This window comes from uncultured Maribacter sp. (genome assembly GCF_963977385.1).
Classification (GTDB): domain Bacteria; phylum Bacteroidota; class Bacteroidia; order Flavobacteriales; family Flavobacteriaceae; genus Maribacter.
This window is the reverse complement of sequence record NZ_CAXBOU010000005.1, coordinates 156911-176523: the sequence shown is the minus strand read 5'-3', so window position 1 is coordinate 176523 and position 19613 is coordinate 156911. Positions and strand designations below refer to the sequence as shown.

Annotated in this window: 18 protein-coding genes; 4 read left to right on the top strand and 14 right to left on the bottom strand. The window is 34.3% G+C overall.

The annotated features are described in order from the left end of the window. Positions 1-192 precede the first annotated feature (192 nt). Together AAC084_RS08215 and AAC084_RS08210 are read left to right on the top strand one after the other, a co-directional pair. Positions 193-1098, top strand: a complete 906-nt coding sequence (locus AAC084_RS08215) for a serine hydrolase (RefSeq protein WP_339839352.1) — start codon at positions 193-195, stop codon at positions 1096-1098. A gap of 28 nt (positions 1099-1126) precedes the next feature. Continuing rightward, positions 1127-3946, top strand: a complete 2820-nt coding sequence (locus AAC084_RS08210) for an Npt1/Npt2 family nucleotide transporter (RefSeq protein WP_339839350.1) — start codon at positions 1127-1129, stop codon at positions 3944-3946. A gap of 156 nt (positions 3947-4102) precedes the next feature. Here the strand turns inward: AAC084_RS08210 and AAC084_RS08205 are convergent, their stop codons facing one another. After that, positions 4103-6730: a glucosidase gene (locus AAC084_RS08205; RefSeq protein WP_339839347.1), complete on the bottom strand. Its 2628-nt coding sequence runs from the start codon at positions 6728-6730 to the stop codon at positions 4103-4105. Positions 6731-7216: 486 nt separating this feature from the next. On the opposite strand from AAC084_RS08205, the gene AAC084_RS08200 reads away from it, so the two are divergent. Beyond that, a complete protein-coding gene (locus tag AAC084_RS08200) occupies positions 7217-8149 on the top strand; it encodes a formylglycine-generating enzyme family protein (RefSeq protein WP_339839344.1) in 933 nt (310 codons plus the stop codon). Between the two features lie 28 nt (positions 8150-8177). Beyond that, a complete protein-coding gene (locus AAC084_RS08195; RefSeq protein ID WP_339839341.1) occupies positions 8178-9524 on the top strand; it encodes a Gfo/Idh/MocA family oxidoreductase in 1347 nt (448 codons plus the stop codon). Positions 9525-9653: 129 nt separating this feature from the next. Here AAC084_RS08195 and AAC084_RS08190 read toward each other — a convergent pair whose 3' ends face one another. From AAC084_RS08190 to gap, 13 genes are all read right to left on the bottom strand, one after another. Continuing rightward, on the bottom strand, positions 9654-10403 hold the full coding sequence (locus AAC084_RS08190; protein WP_339839339.1) for a DJ-1/PfpI family protein: 750 nt from the start codon (positions 10401-10403) through the stop codon (positions 9654-9656). Positions 10404-10510: 107 nt separating this feature from the next. Continuing rightward, the gene (locus AAC084_RS08185) at positions 10511-11026 is read right to left on the bottom strand and encodes a GNAT family N-acetyltransferase (protein WP_339839337.1); all 516 of its coding nucleotides are present in this window, start codon (positions 11024-11026) and stop codon (positions 10511-10513) included. A gap of 56 nt (positions 11027-11082) precedes the next feature. Then, the gene (locus AAC084_RS08180; RefSeq protein ID WP_339839335.1) at positions 11083-11523 is read right to left on the bottom strand and encodes a GNAT family N-acetyltransferase; all 441 of its coding nucleotides are present in this window, start codon (positions 11521-11523) and stop codon (positions 11083-11085) included. Between the two features lie 125 nt (positions 11524-11648). Continuing rightward, positions 11649-12914: a serine hydrolase domain-containing protein gene (locus AAC084_RS08175; RefSeq protein WP_339839332.1), complete on the bottom strand. Its 1266-nt coding sequence runs from the start codon at positions 12912-12914 to the stop codon at positions 11649-11651. Between the two features lie 110 nt (positions 12915-13024). Beyond that, the gene (locus AAC084_RS08170) at positions 13025-13924 is read right to left on the bottom strand and encodes an alpha/beta fold hydrolase (RefSeq protein WP_339839330.1); all 900 of its coding nucleotides are present in this window, start codon (positions 13922-13924) and stop codon (positions 13025-13027) included. A gap of 322 nt (positions 13925-14246) precedes the next feature. Next, on the bottom strand, positions 14247-14897 hold the full coding sequence (locus tag AAC084_RS08165) for a hypothetical protein (protein ID WP_339839329.1): 651 nt from the start codon (positions 14895-14897) through the stop codon (positions 14247-14249). 82 nt (positions 14898-14979) lie between these two features. Further along, positions 14980-15693 carry a haloacid dehalogenase type II gene (locus AAC084_RS08160; protein ID WP_339839327.1) on the bottom strand — a complete coding sequence of 238 codons (714 nt, stop codon included), beginning with the start codon at positions 15691-15693 and terminating at the stop codon, positions 14980-14982. A 36-nt stretch (positions 15694-15729) separates the two neighbouring features. Then, complete coding sequence (locus tag AAC084_RS08155; protein WP_339839325.1) at positions 15730-16080, bottom strand: DoxX family protein; 351 nt, start codon at positions 16078-16080, stop codon at positions 15730-15732. 43 nt (positions 16081-16123) lie between these two features. Continuing rightward, positions 16124-16786: a peroxiredoxin-like family protein gene (locus AAC084_RS08150; RefSeq protein WP_339839322.1), complete on the bottom strand. Its 663-nt coding sequence runs from the start codon at positions 16784-16786 to the stop codon at positions 16124-16126. 20 nt (positions 16787-16806) lie between these two features. Continuing rightward, on the bottom strand, positions 16807-17451 hold the full coding sequence (locus AAC084_RS08145; protein WP_339839320.1) for a DsbA family oxidoreductase: 645 nt from the start codon (positions 17449-17451) through the stop codon (positions 16807-16809). Between the two features lie 230 nt (positions 17452-17681). Further along, the gene (locus tag AAC084_RS08140; protein WP_339839318.1) at positions 17682-18191 is read right to left on the bottom strand and encodes a hypothetical protein; all 510 of its coding nucleotides are present in this window, start codon (positions 18189-18191) and stop codon (positions 17682-17684) included. A gap of 34 nt (positions 18192-18225) precedes the next feature. Further along, the gene (locus AAC084_RS08135) at positions 18226-18534 is read right to left on the bottom strand and encodes an EthD family reductase (RefSeq protein ID WP_339839317.1); all 309 of its coding nucleotides are present in this window, start codon (positions 18532-18534) and stop codon (positions 18226-18228) included. Positions 18535-18612: 78 nt separating this feature from the next. Continuing rightward, positions 18613-19605 carry a type I glyceraldehyde-3-phosphate dehydrogenase gene (gene gap / locus AAC084_RS08130; RefSeq protein WP_339839314.1) on the bottom strand — a complete coding sequence of 331 codons (993 nt, stop codon included), beginning with the start codon at positions 19603-19605 and terminating at the stop codon, positions 18613-18615. Between the last annotated feature and the right edge of the window lie 8 nt (positions 19606-19613).

Sequence of the window (19613 nt, the reverse complement as noted above, 5' to 3'; positions counted from 1 at the left end):
CTTTAAAAAAAGGGATACATAGGTAGTATTTTATCTGAAAATATTAAAAATTTTAACATAGCATTTTACAACGTTTAAAGGGATATGGCGTGTTTGTTGAATTTTTTAATTATTCAAGAATAGAAAAAATTAACATTAGGATAATCAGTCCATTACCTAATTTTGACTACATTTTTAAATAAGCTTATATCAATGAAATTAACTCGATTCTTTTTGCTTTTTTCACTCCTATTATGTTTTGCAGCAAATGCGCAAGATGAACTACCCCTAAGAATTGATAATTCTAAGATTAAACCTTTACAAAAACTATTAGATAGTTCATTACAAACTAATTTAAGGGATGAATTGGCGTCGCACCCAGAATGGAACGACCTTATTGTACAAAAGAAAATGGCGGTCGGCCTAGTTGATTTAAGTGACCCGGAACATGTACGTTTTGCTCGCGTAAATGGTAACCATATGATGTATGCTGCAAGTTTACCTAAAATAGCCATTCTATTGGCTGCAATGGATGCTATTGAAAAGGGTGAACTGAAAGAAACCTTAGAGGTCAAAAAAGATATGCGCCTAATGATCAGTAAGTCTGACAACGCTGCATCTACAAGAATGATAGACCGTGTAGGTTATGATAAATTAGAAGCGGTTATGACAGATCCTAAATATGCTTTTTATGACGAGCAAAAAGGCGGCGGACTCTGGGTTGGCAAACGTTATGGAAGTGGTGGTGACACCAATCGTGAACCATTAAAGAATTTAAGCCATGCGGCTTCTGTTACCCAAGTATGTAGGTATTATTATTTATTAGCTAACGGAAAATTGGTGAATCAAAAGCGTTCAAAGCAAATGCTTGATATTATGGAGGACCCAGAATTGCATCATAAATTTGTAAACACTTTAGACCAAATTGCACCTGCTGCACGGCTTTTCAGAAAATCGGGTTCATGGCGTACATATCACTCCGATTCTATCTTAGTTTGGGGTAAGGACAGCAATAGAAGATACATTCTAGTAGCACTAATAGATGACGCCAACGGTGAACAAATTATTAGAGATTTAGTAAAGCCAATAGAAAAGGTGCTAAAAAAGCCAGTACTTTAGGTCTTGGAATATAGATTTCCAGTTCTTGATGGTAGAAAGATTAATTAAAAAAATATTTGATGTAAGGGAAGGCGAGTTCAAAGTATCTCTTTGGATGCTCGCCTATATCTTTTTGGTCATAGCCGTATTGCTGATTATTAAACCAACGGTAAACGCGCTCTTTCTTTCAGAATTAGGTATTGAGCAATTACCATTTGCGTTCTTATTGGTTGCGGTTACAGCTGTAATTAGCTCCTACTTCTATTCTAAGGCTGTCTCTCGATTCTCTCTAAAAAAAGTGATTGAGGTAACCATTATAAGCTCAATTATTATTCTTATTGGTTTAGGTATTCTTTTATCGTTACATGTGGTCAGTGGTGTATTATTATACTTTTTCTATATCTGGGTGGCGATATATGCCGTCTTGTCCGCTTCTCAATTTTGGATTTTGGCCAATTTGGTATTTAGTATTCGAGAAGCAAAAAGGCTATTTGGCTTTATAGGTTCTGGGGCTATCATTGGCGGAATTTTTGGTGGGTATCTTACTTCTATTCTTGCTCCACTAATTGGTAATGAGAATCTGATGTTCGTAGCTGCCCTACTCCTATTCTTCTGTATTCCCTTACTTCGTAAAATTTGGAATATTAGGGTCAGGAAAAATGGAACTATTAGAAAACATAAGAATCCGGTAAATAATGTAGAACCTCCACTAAAGCTTATTTTAAAATCGAAACACCTTACTTATATCGCAAGTATTGTTGCCGTGAGCGTTGTAGTCGCAAAATTGGTCGATTATCTTTTTAGTGATTTTGCGTCCTCAGCAATAAGCGATGCAGATGAATTAACCGCGTTCTTTGCTTTTTGGTTTTCAACCTTTAACTTATTGTCACTGATTATACAGTTATTCTTCACCCATAGAATTGTAGGTATTTGGGGTGTTGGTTTTTCACTGTTACTCTTACCTATTGGCATTTTTGGAGGAAGCATATTGTTTCTGCTTTTACCCGAACTTTCTGCGGTTGTAGTAATTAAAGCTATGGATGGAATACTCAAACAGTCCATTCACAAAAGTGCCTCTGAACTATTGACTTTACCGCTACCATTCGATCTAAAGAATAAAACTAAATCGTTCATCGACGTCGTTGTAGATAGTTTAGCGACTGGGATTGCGGGATGCCTTTTAATATTCGTTGTACGTGGGCTAGACCTACCATCATTTTACATTGGTATATTAATACTTATTCTTGTTTGCCTATGGTTGTATTTCATTTATAAAGTGCGAATTGAATATTACAAGACCTTTAGAACCAACTTAGAAGTACTCACCGATTCATTTAAAAAGACCAAAAAAATTACTGCATCTAAAATTTCTGTGGTTGCCGGCATGCGTACCGTTTTCAAAAACGGTACTGAGGAGCAAATTCTTTTTATGCTCGACAAATTAATGGAAATCAATGATAAACGTTTCGCAGATGATGTCGAGTTATTATTGGAACACCCGAGTAACAAAGTAAAAATATCGGCCATTCAAAACCTATACTTCTTAAACTCGAAGAGTATGACGGCCGAGGTTTCTGAACTTTTAAAAATTGAGGATAGGGATTTAACCATAGCCACCTTGGCATACATTTTAAGTTTTGCCCATAAAGATAAATCGTACGTATTCGACACCTATCTAGAACATTCGAATGAGCGAATTTCTTCGGCAGCATTTTTTTGTTTGGCAAGAGAAGCTAAGCACAATTACTCGCTAAAACAGCGCTATTCGTTGCTAGACCGTATTTCAAAATCGCTTTCCAATATTGAAGAAAATCCAGATAACATTGACTATTTAGAAATGGTCATAGAAATACTGGGCGTTGCCAATATGCCTATTTACTACAACAAGCTTATTGCTTTTTTACAAAATAAAAATGAAGAAATTGTAAAGACAACTATCAAATCGATTGGTAATACTATGGATCCTACCTTAGTTCAACATATCATCCCTTTTTTAGGACAAAAAAAATACAGACCAACCGTAATTGAGGCATTTAAACAATATGGCCCTCAGATATTACCATTACTTCGTACCAATATTGAGGAAAGATTACAACCTTTATCCGTAATTCGATTCATACCTATGGCTATGCAATCTTTTTATTCAAAAGAAGCGGTGCATCAATTATTAGGCATATTAACAGATAATGATTTAACGGTACGGTTAGAAGTCGTGCGCGCCTTAAGTGCTATTCGTTCTACACATCCCCAATTAAAATTCAATCGTTATAAAGTAGTATCTGTAATTTTTGATGAATGTAAGTTGCATCATCAAACATTATCTTCAATGCATACTCAAATAATTATCTCGTATCGTAACAGAACAAAATCTAAAAAAGAAATTGGTGATGCCGAACGCGATGCGCGGACTAGCCTTTTAGAACTTTTAGAACGCAGGTTAGATTCGGGTTTAGAGCGCATCTTTAAATTATTAGGTTTACGATACCAACAAAAAGATGTTGCTATTGCCTATGAAGGTCTCTTAAGCAATAAACAAGAAGCGCAACATAATGCCATTGAATTTTTAGATAACCTTCTTACAGGTGAGCTAAAGCGTAAGCTATTACCAATAATTGAAGAATCTGCTCTTGATATTTCTTCTGAAGAAGAACTTCAAAAAATAAAACACAAGATACCTTCAGAACTAGAGTGTTTTAAATTGCTTTTGCACGGTAATGACCTTAAAATTAAGTTGGCCGTATTATTCCTTATTGCACAACAAAAAGAACCTCGGTATTTAAGCATCGTAGAAAGTTACCTTAATGATACCGACCCCAAAATTAGAAGTTTTGCATTGAATGCATTTACGGCCATAAGCGATTCGCAATGATAGCATCAACTAATTCGATATAAAGGTTTAAAATATGTTGCTGGTTTTGAGGCAGAAATACATGCACATAAGTAGTCAATCTCTAGAATTAAAAAGCAAAAAAGGTCTATCTGAACGATAGACCTTTTTCAATACTCTTAATCTCACTTATGCGATTTAACTATTTTCTTTCAACTCTATAATCAAATTGGCAACCAAAGCTGTCCAACCGGTTTGGTGAGAAGCTCCTAGTCCTTTACCTGAATCACCATCAAAAAACTCATAAAAGAAATGCTCATTCTTAAAATGCTCATTTTTGGTAAACATCTTATTTGCATCCTCTGAATGGTATTGATATTTACCGTCTTTATTAGGTTGAAATAATTTTATCAGCCTTTTTGAAAGCTCATTGGCAATTTCATTTAAATTTAATTTAGTGCCAGAACCTGTCGGAAATTCATAAACATATTTATCGCCATAGAACAAGAAATATTTTCTTAGCGATTGAATAATCATATAATTCAACGGCATCCAAATAGGTCCACGCCAGTTAGAGTTACCCCCGAACATATTTGAACGACTCTCACCAGATTCATATTGAATTTGGTGATGCCCTTTATGTTGAAATACAAAAGGGTGTTCTTCATGGTATTTTGACAGAGAACGAATTCCATAATCGGATAGAAATTCATCCTCATCTAATAAACGTTCAAGCAATTTCTCTAACCTAAATCCCCGCATTATCGAAAACAGGTAATTACCATCAGTATTGAATTCTTCAATATTGGAAACCAGTGAAGCTAGATCCGGTCGTGTTCGTACAATATCAGCTGCCCTTTGTTTAAAATGTTTTAATTCTTCAAATAAATCTTTATGAATAATCTCTACTGCAAACAATGGTATAATACCTACTAACGAACGTACTTTCAAACGATCTGTCGTGCCATTTGACATTTCAACTACATCGTAGTAAAAATTATCCTCATCGTCCCACAATGAAATTTCCTTCTGACCTATATGGTGCATAGCCCAAGCAATATTCAAAAAATGCTTGAAAAATTTCGCAACGCTATCTTCATATATAGGGTTGATTTTAGCCAACTCTATGGTCATTCGAAACATATTCAAGGTAAACATGGCCATCCAGCTTGTAGCATCTGCTTGCTGCATACGTGTTATACCCTCTGGCATATGATTACGGTCGAAAACGCCGATATTATCAAGTCCTAAGAATCCACCTTCAAAAAGGTTCGTTCCACTTTTATCTTTTTGGTTGACCCACCACGTAAAGTTTACAAGCAACTTTTGATATGCTTTTTCTAAAAATATGGTATCCCCTTTTCCTGTACGTAGCTTGTCTTTTTCATAAACATTCCAAACTGCCCAGGAATGCACTGGCGGATTTACATCACTGAAATTCCATTCGTATGCAGGTATTTGCCCGTTAGGGTGCATGTAGCCTTCCCGCAAAACCAAAAGCAATTGTTCTTTTGCAAAATAAGGGTCTATCTCTACAAAAGAAGCCATATGAAATGCAAGATCCCAAGCCGCATACCATGGGTATTCCCACTTGTCTGGCATTGAAATAACATGGCGATTCGTAAGGTGCTTCCAATGTATATTACGTGAATCGGCACGATAAGGTTTAGCCTCGTCTGGCCCACCGAACAGCCATTTATGAACATCATAGTAATAGAACTGCTTTGTCCACAACAAACCAGAAAAAGCTTTTTTAGCTATTTCTTGCTGGTCTTTTGGTAAATCTTTCTCTAATATATTACCATAAAACTCTTCACATTCTTCAATTCTTTTATCAAAAATAGCATCGTAAGTACTCCAAGGGTCAGCTAATTTCTTTTTGCTCAGTCGAACTTTAATTGTCTTTTCCTCACCCGCCTTAAGACGTAATTTATGCCAAATCGCAAGTTTAGAACCTTTCTTGGCAGGATTAACGGTATCTAATCCATTAACTACGTGATCATTGATGCCATCTTTCACATAATCTACTTCGTTAGGAACATCATAAATACGTTTATTATTGGTCTCATTCTCACAGAATAGTTGTTCGCCTCCTTCGTGGTAAAAATAATATCTGCCATTTCTGGTACTTCTACTTTGTATTGAAGAAGTCGAAATAGATTTCATTTCTGGACGATCAAAACGGTCATTATGCTTCCAAAAATTTCTAAACCAAAGGTGTGGCAATACGTGAATATTAGCTACTCTTGGCCCTCTGTTAATTACAGTTACTTTCATCAGAATATCACCAATATCTTCTTTGGCATACTCTATAAAACAATCGAAATACGTATTGTTGGCAAAGGCTTTGGTATCCAGCAATTCATATTCAGAATCTTCTCTACCCCTTTCCTTATTCTTCTTAAGTATTTCGGCATAGGGGAATTTTTTTTGCGGGTACTTATATAAATACTTGGCATACGAATGTGTTGGGGTAGAAACTTGATGAAAATAAAGTTCCTTTACGTCTTCACCATGATTACCCTCGTCATTAGTTAACCCGAACAAACGTTCTTTTAAGATTGGATCTTTACCGTTCCAAAAGGCAGGTGCCAAACAAAGTATTTCCCTTGAATCGCAAAAACCACCAATACCTTCTTCTCCCCATCTATAGGCATTACTACGGGCTTTGTCATGATCGACAAAATCCCAAGCATGACCATTTTCACTATAATCTTCTCTTACGGTTCCCCATTGTCTTTCTGCCAAATACGGGCCCCATCTCTTCCAATTTTTATAATTATCCTCAACAGCTAGTCTTTCTTCCTCAGCATTTTTATGGATCATACAGTCTTTAATAAATTATATCTTTTACCCTTTTTCAATATCGATTCCTGTAAACGATTATGTTTTAGGAACTTAAAAAGTTGGCCAAATTATTATTTCTTGTCGGAAATAACAATAAAAATACCACTTGTTACAACATTTGATTGACTAACGCTCTAAGCAAATGAATAGTATTGCCTAATCGCTAGAAATAAGATTAATAAATTATAAACTTTTGAAAATTTAACGGTAATTCTATTAAACCAGCAACAGTATACGATTATAAAAACCCTTATAAAATAACATTTTGTTATAATTATAATTCGCTTATACCTTCGAATAATGTAACACAAGCTTTGACTTCAGGTGTTTATCCATAAACTATTATAAAATTGATGTAATTACGATAGATATTAACGGTATTCTTTACCTTTTTTATTCTTGATAAAATCTTATATTTAAGCTATGATTTTATCGAAAAGACTTTTAATTCTTCTGTGCATTTGCATGATGAATCTATCATATTCACAAGAAGAAAAATCTCCAAACTTTATTCAAACTATTGGGGGTTCAGAATTAGTAATTGACATGGTGGGCATACCTTCTGGAAGCTTTTCTATGGGAAGTGCTACATCCGAAGAAAAAAGAGGTGATGATGAAGGTCCCACGCACACTGTAAAATTAAATTCGTTTTGGATATCCAAATATGAAATAACGTGGGAACTCTACAATCTATTCGTGAATAGAGCAATAGACAATATTGAAACCAACAATAAAGCCAGTGATTTAGATATTGAGATTGATGCAATTTCGGGCGCAACTATACCCTATGTTGATATGAGCTTGGGTATGGGAACGAGTAAAGGTTTACCTGTAGGCAATGTAACACATTATGCAGCCTCTCAATTTTGCAAATGGCTATCGGCAAAAACCGGACATTTTTACCGTCTACCCACTGAAGCGGAATGGGAATACAGTGCTCGTGCTGGCACAAATACCGCTTACCACTTCGGAGATGACCCAAATATGCTTGAGGAATATGCTTGGTCTTATGAGAATAGTGAAGACACGTATCACCCAGTTGGACAAAAAAAACCGAACGCATGGGGATTATATGATATGCACGGTAATGTGGCAGAATGGACATTAGACCAATACCTTCCAAAAGGATATGAAGCTAGAAGCACAACGACTGAATCACCCTTAGCCATAGCCCAAGAAACCTATCCGCGTTCCGTGCGTGGTGGTTCTTATTATGATGATGCCGAGTATTTAAGAAGTGCAGCCCGCTTAGGTTCTAATGAGAATTGGAAAATGAGAGATCCTCAATTTCCAAAGAGCAAATGGTGGAATACCGATGCACCTTTTGTCGGCTTTAGAATCGTAAGAGACCCAACGGTACCAAAAGAAACTGAAATCAACAACTATTGGGGCGAATAGTCCCCTACAACATTTAAAACCAATGAACATGAAGAACTCAAACAACAAAACCAATGTAAAATCGGAAAACTCACGCCGAGACTTCTGTAAAAACACAGCCCTCGTTGGTGCAGGAATGTTATTACCGGGATTAGAAATGAGTGCCATGGCAAACGTTTTTAATGACAAGAAATTAAAAATCGCAGTTGTAGGATGTGGTGGCCGTGGTAGTGGTGCAGCCAACCAAGCTCTAAAGGCAGATGAAAATGTAGAATTGGTCGCAATGGCCGATGCCTTTCAAGACCAATTAGATAAAAGTCTTCTGAATTTGCAAAAAGAATTTGAAGGCACTAAAAAAGTAAACGTAAAAGATGCTCATAAATATGTTGGGCTCGATGCTTATAAAAAAGCAATAGACCAAGCCGATGTAGTTATTTTAGCTACTCCACCAGGTTTTAGACCTTATCATTTTGAATATGCCATTAATGCCGGAAAACATGTATTTATGGAAAAACCAGTAGCTACAGACGCCCCTGGTATTCGTAAGGTTTTAGAAATGGCAAAAATTGCCAAAGAGAAAAAACTAAATGTAGTTGTAGGACTACAACGCCATTACCAAAATAATTATATCGCTATTGCAGATAGAATTAAGCAAGGTGATGTAGGTAAAATAGTATCAGGACAAGTGTATTGGAATAGTGCAGGCGTTTGGGTACGACCAAGAAAAGAAGGCCAATCAGAATTAGAATATCAAATGAGAAATTGGTACTACTTCAATTGGTTATGCGGGGATCATATTTTAGAACAACATATTCATAATATAGATGTTGCCAACTGGTTTATTGGCGAATATCCGATTTCTGCACAAGGCATGGGTGGCAGATTAGTACGAACAGGAAAAGACCATGGCGAGATTTTTGACCATCACTTTGTGGAATTTACCTACCCAAGCGGTGCCGTAATTGCAAGCCAATGTCGTCACCAACCAGGTACTTGGTCTAAAGTTGGCGAAAACTTTCAAGGAACCAAAGGGAGTATTGATATGAACGATGCCGGTGCAGCCAGTATTATTGGTTTAGACGGAGAAAAAATATTCGATTACCGTAATCGTAACGACCCTAATCCTTATCAAGTAGAGCACAACAGATTGTTTGCTTCTATTCGTAATAATGAGGTTATAAGTGATGCCGAAAACGGCGCTATGAGTACCATGACAGCTATAATGGGACGTATGGCAACCTATTCTGGAAAAGTAATTACGTGGGAAGATGCTATGGCTTCTGAAAAATTATTGATGCCCAGCGAACTTACTTGGGATTCTACACCACCAAGTGTACCTGGCCCAGATGGTATGTATCCGATTCCAACCCCTGGTGTTACCAATGTTTTGAGTTAGGAAAACTATTTACTTATTTATTTTAGTGACAGCTATCTTGATAGCTGTCACTTTTTATTTTCTTCAAAATTAAAAATGTCATGTAATTGCCATGATGTTCATTTTCAACATATTGCTATTCAACTGTACTTATTCTTTCCAATTTTTGAGTTGGTCGAGATATAAATATGATTCCACAAATTTTCGATGTTCGAGACTAGTCATTTTTTCTACTAAATTCAATGCCGTAATGTAGCTAACTAGATTTCCGTTCGAAGAACTAAATTTCCCATCTTCTACAAAAGATATTTTAGCATCATCTTGAACCTTTAAGTTCGGATAATCCTCCTGTAATTGTTCGCCACCACCGATCCAGGTCACGATTTTGTGTCCATCAGCAATTCCGGATTTTCCGATTAGTTGCGCTCCTGCACAGTTGCTTACTATATATTCTGTTTCCTTATTTTTCTCTCGTATAAAATTCACGATTTTGTCATTGTGAACTTGAGCGTACATATCGTATGCGCTTGGTACAAACAGCGCTGTCAATTTTGGGCAGTTATCAAACGTATAATCAGGAACAAATCTCATTCCCTCTTCTGTAGTAATAGGGTTTTCTGTTTCTGCAATTGTGATTACATTGAAAAGCTGTTTACCATCTTCAGTCGGTTTTGCAAATACATCAGATGTTGCTATCACCTCGCTTTGCAAAACTCCATTATACATTAAAAGTCCGATTGTCGGTAATTCAGTTTTGAAAGGTTTCAGATGCTTTGTCAGCGTGTCTCTTTTCTTGTCGGTGTCAGAGATTGCTTGATTTTCGGTTTTAGTTTTTGACTTGTCGAAATCACAACTAATAATTAAGAGACCTATTATACAGAATATGAGTGTGTTTTTCATTTTAAATTATTTTATCACAAATGTATATACTCATGAAAAACTTAATCAAGATTAAGAAAGAAATTGTATATTTTTCACTTCAGTTCTTTGTTTGCAACTAGCTTTATTTAATTCAAATATTTAATCATTCTAATCATTCCTTTTAATTCTTCTTTAAAATATGGAATGTCCAAAATCGTTTTACTATGAAATTTAAAGCCTAGTTTTTCATAAAATGCAATTGCATTTTCATTTGTGTCAATTACACATAAAATGATACTTTCTTTTCCTATATTTTTCGTCTTCTGAATTATATCGGTTAAAGCCATTTTTCCAATTCCCATTCCTATACATTCAGGTAGAACATATATTTTCTCTAATTCCACAGAATTATCAATAAAGTCAGTAGACGAATGAATTTTAGTTTTTATAAATCCAACTTGTTTTTCTTGATGTTCAATAAAATAGTATTCAGTATTAGTATCAGTCAAATCTAAAGCAAGTCTTTTGTCGCTGAATTCGTTGTCTAAATACCATTCTAATCCGCCGTCATTCCAATGATTATGAAAATTCAAAGAATATGCATCAATGCAAATCTTTTTTAATTTTATAATATCTTCTAAAAAGGCTTTTCTTAACTCCATATTTTAATTTGAGTTCGATCTTCCGATTATTGCTAAGCGTCGTTGGTTGTTAGACTTTACATATTAAGCTTTTCCATTTCGTATAAATCTAGGCCTTCGCCCCAATAATTTTTTTCTATTCGAGTATTACTGTAACCAAATTTTTCAAAAAACTTATAGGCTAATTGAGAGGTCGTTACTATGAATTTTTCGACTCTTTTATCTTTACTCAATACATTTAAACAGTAATCCACAGATTGTTTTCCGAGTCCTTGCCCTGAATAATTTGGGTCAAAAAAAACCCAAGTGATTCGTCCAGATTTATCCTCTTCATTTACATAATATCCAGTACCACCTACAATTGTATTATCCACTTCAACAGTTAAATAGGTTTCTGCTTTTTGCTCTAGATATTCTTCAAAATCTTTTATTTCATTTTTATCAAAAGATTTTGGAACGTTAAGATTAAATACTTTTAGTAAATGCTCTTTATCAGTTTGTTTGTATGGTCTAATCATAATTAATAATAGTGTATTGTTAAACCTCTTGCTCCGTTTCATTCAAATAGTAACTTGTTAAAAGAAAGTGTTGTTTTAATAGCCGTGATAGATGGTTTTTCTAAGTTCGAATATGCGACACAGCTTTATTCGCTCGAGTATTTCTTTAATACTCTAATAATTTCATTTTCGTCATCTTGTATTTCTGCAGTGTCTGTAGTATTCCCAAATAGAATGTAGCCTATTAAATTTTCTTTATCAAAATATGCATAAGTAGAAGTTCCTGCGTGTTCACCACTATGGCCAATAGATTTAGAATCTACTTCCCAAAATATTCCTGATTCAAATTCTGCGTTAATTTGTTGAGTCATCATTTCTTTGTAACTCTCCGCATTTAAAATGTTAGTTTTTCCAGAATATCCACTGATCATTGTTGATAGATAATTACCAAAATCAATAACATTCGTAGTAAAACTACCATCAGGATATGTAATGTCATGCATTTCGGGCATAGGAATGTCATTTGCATATAGTGTTGATACATCCTTGAATTTTGAATCTTCAAAAACCCAATTAGAACTTGTCATTTTTAAAGGTTTTGTGATGTGATTTTTAATGAAATAGCTATACTTTTCTCCAGACACTCGTTCAATAATATGCGCAGTAATGGTTGTATTGTTATTGGTATAATGATATTTAGTTCCAGTAGGTTCTAATAAAAAATGTCTCTTTTTATACCAATTTCCTTGTGAGCTATAAATATTTTCAATAAAATCTATCATCGGAATATCTTTGTTGTCTTCACATTTTCTACACCAATTATTTGAAAGATATTTTTTAGTTTTTTTTGGTAAACTATAAAAGTCTTTAACAATCATTGTCTTTGAATAATTACGGGAATCCTTCAAGCCAGAAGAGTGAGTAGCAAGATTTCTAATAGTTATTTTGCTACTTGGAAAATAAGGATTGACAATTTTAAATGGTAAGTATTTATTTATGTCATCATCAAGATTTAGTAATCCCATTTCTTGTGCTTTCATTAAAGCAACACCTGATAATGTTTTAGAAATAGAAGCTATTGACTGTACCGTATTTTTTGTGTAAAGTATCTTTTTTTCTTTGTTAGAATAGCCAAAACCTTTTGCGTATAATATTCTATTTTGATTAACAATTGCGACTGAAAATCCGACAATTGAATTTTTGTTAGATAATTCAGTTAATTCCTTTGTTAGTGAATCAGTCAGAAACTTTTCATTCGTTTGAGCAATCGTGATGTTTGTAAAAAGTAAGAATGTCCAAATAAATAATTTCATTTTAATGATATGTTCAGTTAATTGCCAATAGTCTGGTATAAGTTTAATGCATGGTTTTAACACAGAATTCAGCAAATACAAACCGAATTGAAAATCCATTAAGTTTTTTTTGTAAACAGGCTCTTTCCAAGCAATTACACCAAATGAGTTAAGAAATTTGGCAAAGAGCCTACTCTCCTAACTCGGTTATCTTTTTCTCGTATAAGTTTTTAGTTAGTTTTTTTCATTGCCTCAATTGAAAGGTTTATTGAATTATCCAAAACTTTTTTAAGTACATCACATTGTTCAGATTCAGTTAAGGTTGTCAAATAAGCTTTTATTATTGCATTAATTACTAAACTTGGATTGTCACGAAATATATAGTGTGTACTGCCATAAGCAGGAATATTCAAGACATTAGATTTAGAATCGCCCATTTTTTTGTGAAGTTCAACCCATCGATTGGTGTAATATTCGGAAACATCGGAAAACGGATTCTCCGAGTAAATATTTAGAATTGGAGTTTTAGAAGGATATTCAATGTCTTTCATTATTTTGACAGTTTCCTTATAATTTTTAACTAAATAGTACATTCCTAAATCATTAGGGTAATCTTCTTTAAGAACAGGTTTTTTATGATAAACTTCAAGTAATTTTTTATTCCAAAATGTATTGGTTGCAGCGTCGACCAAAACTATTGATTTGACCAGATTCGGATGTCTTGATACATATAGAGAATTATAAAAAGCTCCATAAGAATGAGATACTAAGATTATACCCTTGTTATAGCCTAGAATTTCTAAACTTTTTTCAAGCTCTTTGATTCCGTTAAGGATACCAAATTTTGAATCTTCATTTAATTTTGGATTAACTTCACTTTTTCCAAATCCTGATCTATCATATGTAATCAATGTAGTTCCAGTTACTTTATAAGTTTTTTCTAAAATATCGTTCCAAACTGAACCGTCATTGCCTGAACCTGATTCAAAAAGAATTGGTATACCACTGCCTTCTATTATATTAAAGTGCATTTTGTATCCTCCGACATCAACTAAAGTATCTTTACTTTGAGCACTTAGGGTTTCAAACAAAATGAAAACGATTAATAGAATAGAATACGAGTATTTCATTTTTTTATCATTGTTTATAACACATAGATATATGCAATTGTGCTCTTAATTAAGAAAGGTACAATTTTAAGCTAAAACAAATAGTCATAGGCAATTCCAAAGAAAAGGCTAATTGAACATGAAATATATTAAACCATTTTCATTTGGCTTGATATCTATTTTTATCATTAATCATTTAAGGCAATTATTATACCTGAAAACTAGAATAAACATGTTTAGTTAAACAACTAAAACATCTAATACTTGTAATGAACACTACAAGTATTAGATGTTCCATAAAATAGTGATTATACCAAATGAGTTAAGAAATTTGGCAAAGAGCCTACTCTCCTAACTCGGTTATCTTTTTCTCGTATAATTTTTTACTCTCTACCACCGCTACATTCAATTCTTGCATAATACCATCTACGCGACCTTCTATGCTTTTCATTTGGTCGTTAATATTATCAAATGAATTAAGGGCTGCAGCTACTTCTAATGCTTTTACTACCTCTACGGCATCGCCATGCAATAATTTTAGTTTGTCTATTGCCTTTGAAGTATTGGTAAGGGTACCATTGTATTTTGTACGTGCTTTTTCAATAGCCCCTAAGAGTGTTTTTTTACTTTTTTCGTCACTTAGGCTATTAGTCTGCTTTTCCATTGCAGTAAACAGATTTGAAGCTTTTTCCTTTAAGTCGTCGTACTCCTTATTCAAGTTTTTTACGCGACGGTCTACTTTCTCCCAATCACCATATACTTTAGCAAATTCTTTATCCTCATTTTTAGTATCCTCCAAAGCACTTTTTAAAGCATTTAAAGATTCTAGACCTTTGTTCACATTTTTATTGGCGGTCTCTTTCTTATTCTCAAAAGCGTTTACTTGAGATTTAAATTTATCTTTTAAACGAATAAGGTCTTCAGGGCTTTTATCTTTCCAACAAGAAGTTAGTGTAAGCGCAATTAGGGCAACAAATAGTGTTCTTTTAAACATGTAATATCATCTTTAGTTAATGGTGCGGTAAAGATACATATTCTAAGAAGCTTTGAATTTTGAAGTGAAATTGCTGGTAATTTTAGCTGTAATTCACAAGAATATCCACCACTTTTTTTAAGTCAGATGCTACAATTTCAGTTTTTGGTGCCAATGGATAGTTTTGCTGTCCCGGTCTACTGATAAATGCTGCTCTCCACCCTGCCCAAAGAGCACCGGCAACATCCCAACCATGGGCTGCGATTAGCATACATTCCTCTGATTGTATTCCCATTTTCTTGGCTCCCCAAGCGTAAGTATCTGTAAACGGTTTAAATTTTCCCGTTTCTTCAACACTTAAGAGTTCATCAAAATATTCGGTTAAGCCAGCACTTTCAAATTGCTTTTTAAGTCCGTCTTTAGATGAGTTGGTAAAAGCTACCAATTTGTATCCGGAATTTCTTAATTCCTTTAATGCCTCTTTTACTTCTGGGTGTGCTGGTAAATTTCCCATAGACTCAGAAATAATAGTACGAGCTTCATTTTCAGTAATGGTAATATCTTGATTAGCCGCTACCATTTGTAATGCAGCAGCACCAATATGTCCAAATGGTTTGTATTGACCACTCGCAGAAGTTACTAATGAATACTGTAGCATGGTCGTGAACCAAAGTGGAAGCAAATCTTCCCTACCACCTAATGCTTTACCTACCTGTTTTTTAACTACGGTAAGGTCTAAAAGCGTTTCGTTTACATCAAAGAACAACACTTTAGGGCGAATTTTATTTGAAACTTTATCTTCCCGAGTATTGTTCATAGCAGTATTCTTTTTTTTATTTTTAAAATATGTTATTTATATCCTTTTACTAAAGATATAAGAAACTACCAATGAAACCAAAGCAATGACAGCTGCCATTTGCTCCCCATCACTTACCATAATATGAGCAAAAAATGCTAATGTAACTGCAAAGAAAAATGCAGAATAAGCCCACTCTTTTACGATGTGAAATTTAGGATTCCAAATAGCGAACAAACCAACCAACTTTACCGTAGCATATGGGTAAATTAGATATGTTGGGTAGCCTAATTTTACGAAAGCCGTTTTAATATATTCATGATTAAAAAAGTACATACCTGCCGAAAACAGTATTACTAATGTAAAAATACCTGTGAAAATGTAATAAATGATTTTATTCTTATTCATGATTATAACTATTGGTGGCTAAATTGATTTCGACTACTTTCTTCTATAGCTTATTTAAAGCATTTAGTATTTCTGATGCCTCTGCCCTTTCTCTATAATCAGCGTCTAAAAAGGCATATGTTATAACTGCATCTGTATTGATAACATACGTCGCCGCTAAAGGTAATTCATTACTTTCATCACCATTCTTTTCATGTAAACCAAAGCCTGCTTCATAAATGGAAGCTACGTCATCTGTTAGCGTAAATACCACTCCATATTCTTTACCAATGGTATTACCCACATCACTTAAAACAGTAAATTCTAAATTGTTTTTCTCTGAAGTACTTAGCGAGTTATCAGGTAATTCAGGTGTTAAAGCCAATAATGTGGCTCCAGCATTTTTAAATTCAGGAAGTTTTTCTTGTAAATAGTGTAGGGTGATATTACAATATGGACACCAACCACCTCGGTACCAAGTAAGTACTACTGGTCCTTTTTCAAGTTCACTTAACAAAGAAACAGGTTCATTTAATGCGTTCTTCAAAGTGAAGTTGGGCGCTTTGTCCCCAACATTCAACGCATGCTCAAGTATACCTGAGTTTGCCACACTTGTAATACCATCTGCATAAATCCGCTTTTTCTCTTCAGTAAATTTTGATGCACCTTCTTGACGCTTTGCATCTAATAATACATTTAACTCGCCTTTTTTATTGTTTGAATCCATGACGTCTAATTTTAAAATTCCTATTCAGAAATCAACTCAGAAAGCACTTGTTTTAATGTATCTACGGGTTGTGCCCCGGTTATCGCACTTTTCATATTAAACACAATGGTGGGCACAGAATTTACGCCCATATTTTTCCATTTCCCTTGTTTATTTCTGACTTCGTATCGCGCTTCTTCATTATCTAGTTTTGACAGTGCTTCTTCAGCATTTAAACCAACATCTAGCAAAGCTTGTTTTAAAATAGCCTTATCAGAAACATCTTTACGCTCACTAAAAAAAGAAGACATCAATCGCATGTTCAAATCGGTTTGCTTTCCAAATTCTTTCGCATATTCTAATAAAACATGTGCATCAAAGGTGTTTACCATTCTCATATCCTCAAAATAGTCGAATTTAAAACCTAATTCTTCTCCAATATCCGTCATACGTTGTTGTGAATCTTTCTGTTGCTCAATGGTAGAACCGTATTTTTCTGTTATATGTTCCGTAACGTTTTGGCCTTGTGGCAGCATATGCGGATTTAACTCAAAAGGTTGCCATTCAATCTCTACTTGGTCATCTAACCCTAGTTCTGAAATGGCTTTTTCTAAGCGTTTGTATCCAATTATACACCAAGGGCATACTACATCAGATACAATATCTATTTTTAATTTCTTAGTCATTTTTTCCAATTATACATTCAATTGAACTTTTCTATCAGTGCCTTTTTACTTACACCATGCAATACTATCAACTATGTACTTATCATAGTTGTGTTCAAAAATATTTCTTCGTTAAGTTCATCTTTATCAGGTCTGTTTTTCGGTAACATATTAAGAACCATTGAGTTTACTATTCTACTCTTACTCAAGTCTTGTTTTACAATAACAGCCTTATGGTATATACCTAAGGTTTAAAGAGATGACTTTGGGTTGCTATTATTTATTAAAACAATAGAATATCTATCATTAAAATTTGATTTTAATTTTGTAGTATAAGGCGCTAGTAATGACTCGTCCTCTTTAAATATCGGAGTGAAATTTTCAAGATAATCTTTTGGTGCAGTGTTGCTTTCATTCGCATATCTATAATAGTCTGCTATATGCAACTCACTTTCTATTTCACTTGGTTCATATCCCAACATTAAAAAAGATTGGTCCCCGGCATTATCTACGTGAAAAGGTGTGCTCACTTGCTGATCAAAACGCACCAACCAATGATAGCTTAATTTTTTGTCAAATTCAACAGTAGTAAACTTTGATAATTCTTTCTTTAGATCGACCATTATAGATCTAAATTGATAGGGAGTTAAATTTTTACCTAAATCAAAACGTATAAAACCAGCTTCCTTCGTATCGGTCCTAAAAACTTTATTGGTGCAATACCGAGCTATCTTTTTTAAATTGATGTCTTGTATTTCCATGCTAATTTAATCAGTTCAGTATACACTGGTAAATTTAAATAATCTCACTAATTTGTACGGTCGGATGAGTGTTCGTAAAATTTGGAAGATCCGTCAAAATCTTTTCTGAATTTGCTCCAAAAGACATCTTAAATGATTCCATAGAGTCAAAAATTAGGTTAGCAATAACTAAAAATGGTGCCGGTTCATCTGGACTACCTCCTGCAATACCAAAATTAATATCGGATGAAACAATGGAATCACCCAACAATTCCTTTAATAATTGACCATGTTGATTTACATAGTAGTCCTTATCGAACGTTAAATCTGCACTATTCGGATACATTACAGTTAATTTTATCATTGTATATACTTTTATGTGATTATTAATAGAATAACAGATACCCCAATACAAATAGGGCATCTGCATGTTATTTTAAATTTATATTTCTGCCAGAATTTGACGAATCATTTGATTGGTGAACCCCCATTCATTATCATACCACGTCATCACTTTCAACAAATCGCCATCAACTACTCTTGTCATTCCTAAATCAACGGTCGATGCATGCGGATTCTTTACAATATCCGATGAAACCAATGGCTCATCTGTAGTAGACAAAACATTTTTATATCTTTTGGTAGCCGCTTCTTCCCTGAAAATTGCGTTTACCTCCTCAATAGTAACATCGCGTTCCATGACAAAAGTTAAGTCTGACATAGACCCAACCGGAATTGGTACACGTAACGCAACACCATCAAACTTACCAGCAAATTCTGGTAACGCTTTAGTAGTAGCAATTGCAGCACCTGTCGTGGTAGGAACTATATTCGCTGCACCGGCACGACCCATTCTCATGTTTTTTTGTGAAGGTGCATCAACAATTCCTTGAGATGCGGTATAGGCATGTACAGTTGTCATAATGGCTTTCTTAATACCAATTCTACGACCTAAAACTTCTACTACCGGACTAATATTATTGGTAGTACAACTAGCACAAGAAAATATATTGGTCGCTCCATCTTTTGTATTTACACCATGAACCACCGTTGGGATATCTTCACTCTTTGTAGGTGCAGAAATAATTACAGATTTTGCGCCTGCCTTAATGTGTTTTTTAGCATCTTCGCTCTTGGTAAAGAAACCGGTACTTTCAATAACGACATCAATTTTGTGTTCTGCCCAAGGCAAATCCTCAGGATTACGTTGCGAGTTGTATTGAATTTTTTTACCATCTATGATAAGGTTGTTTTCATCATGTGAAACTTCCTTTTCATAAATACCATAGACTGAATCATACTTAAGTAAATAAGCAATATTCTCTATAGATACGATATCGTTTACTGCTACTAATTCTAATTCTGGAGTATCTAAAATTACTTTTAAAGAAGCGCGACCAATACGCCCCATTCCGTTTATTGCTATTTTTTTCATTTTGATGT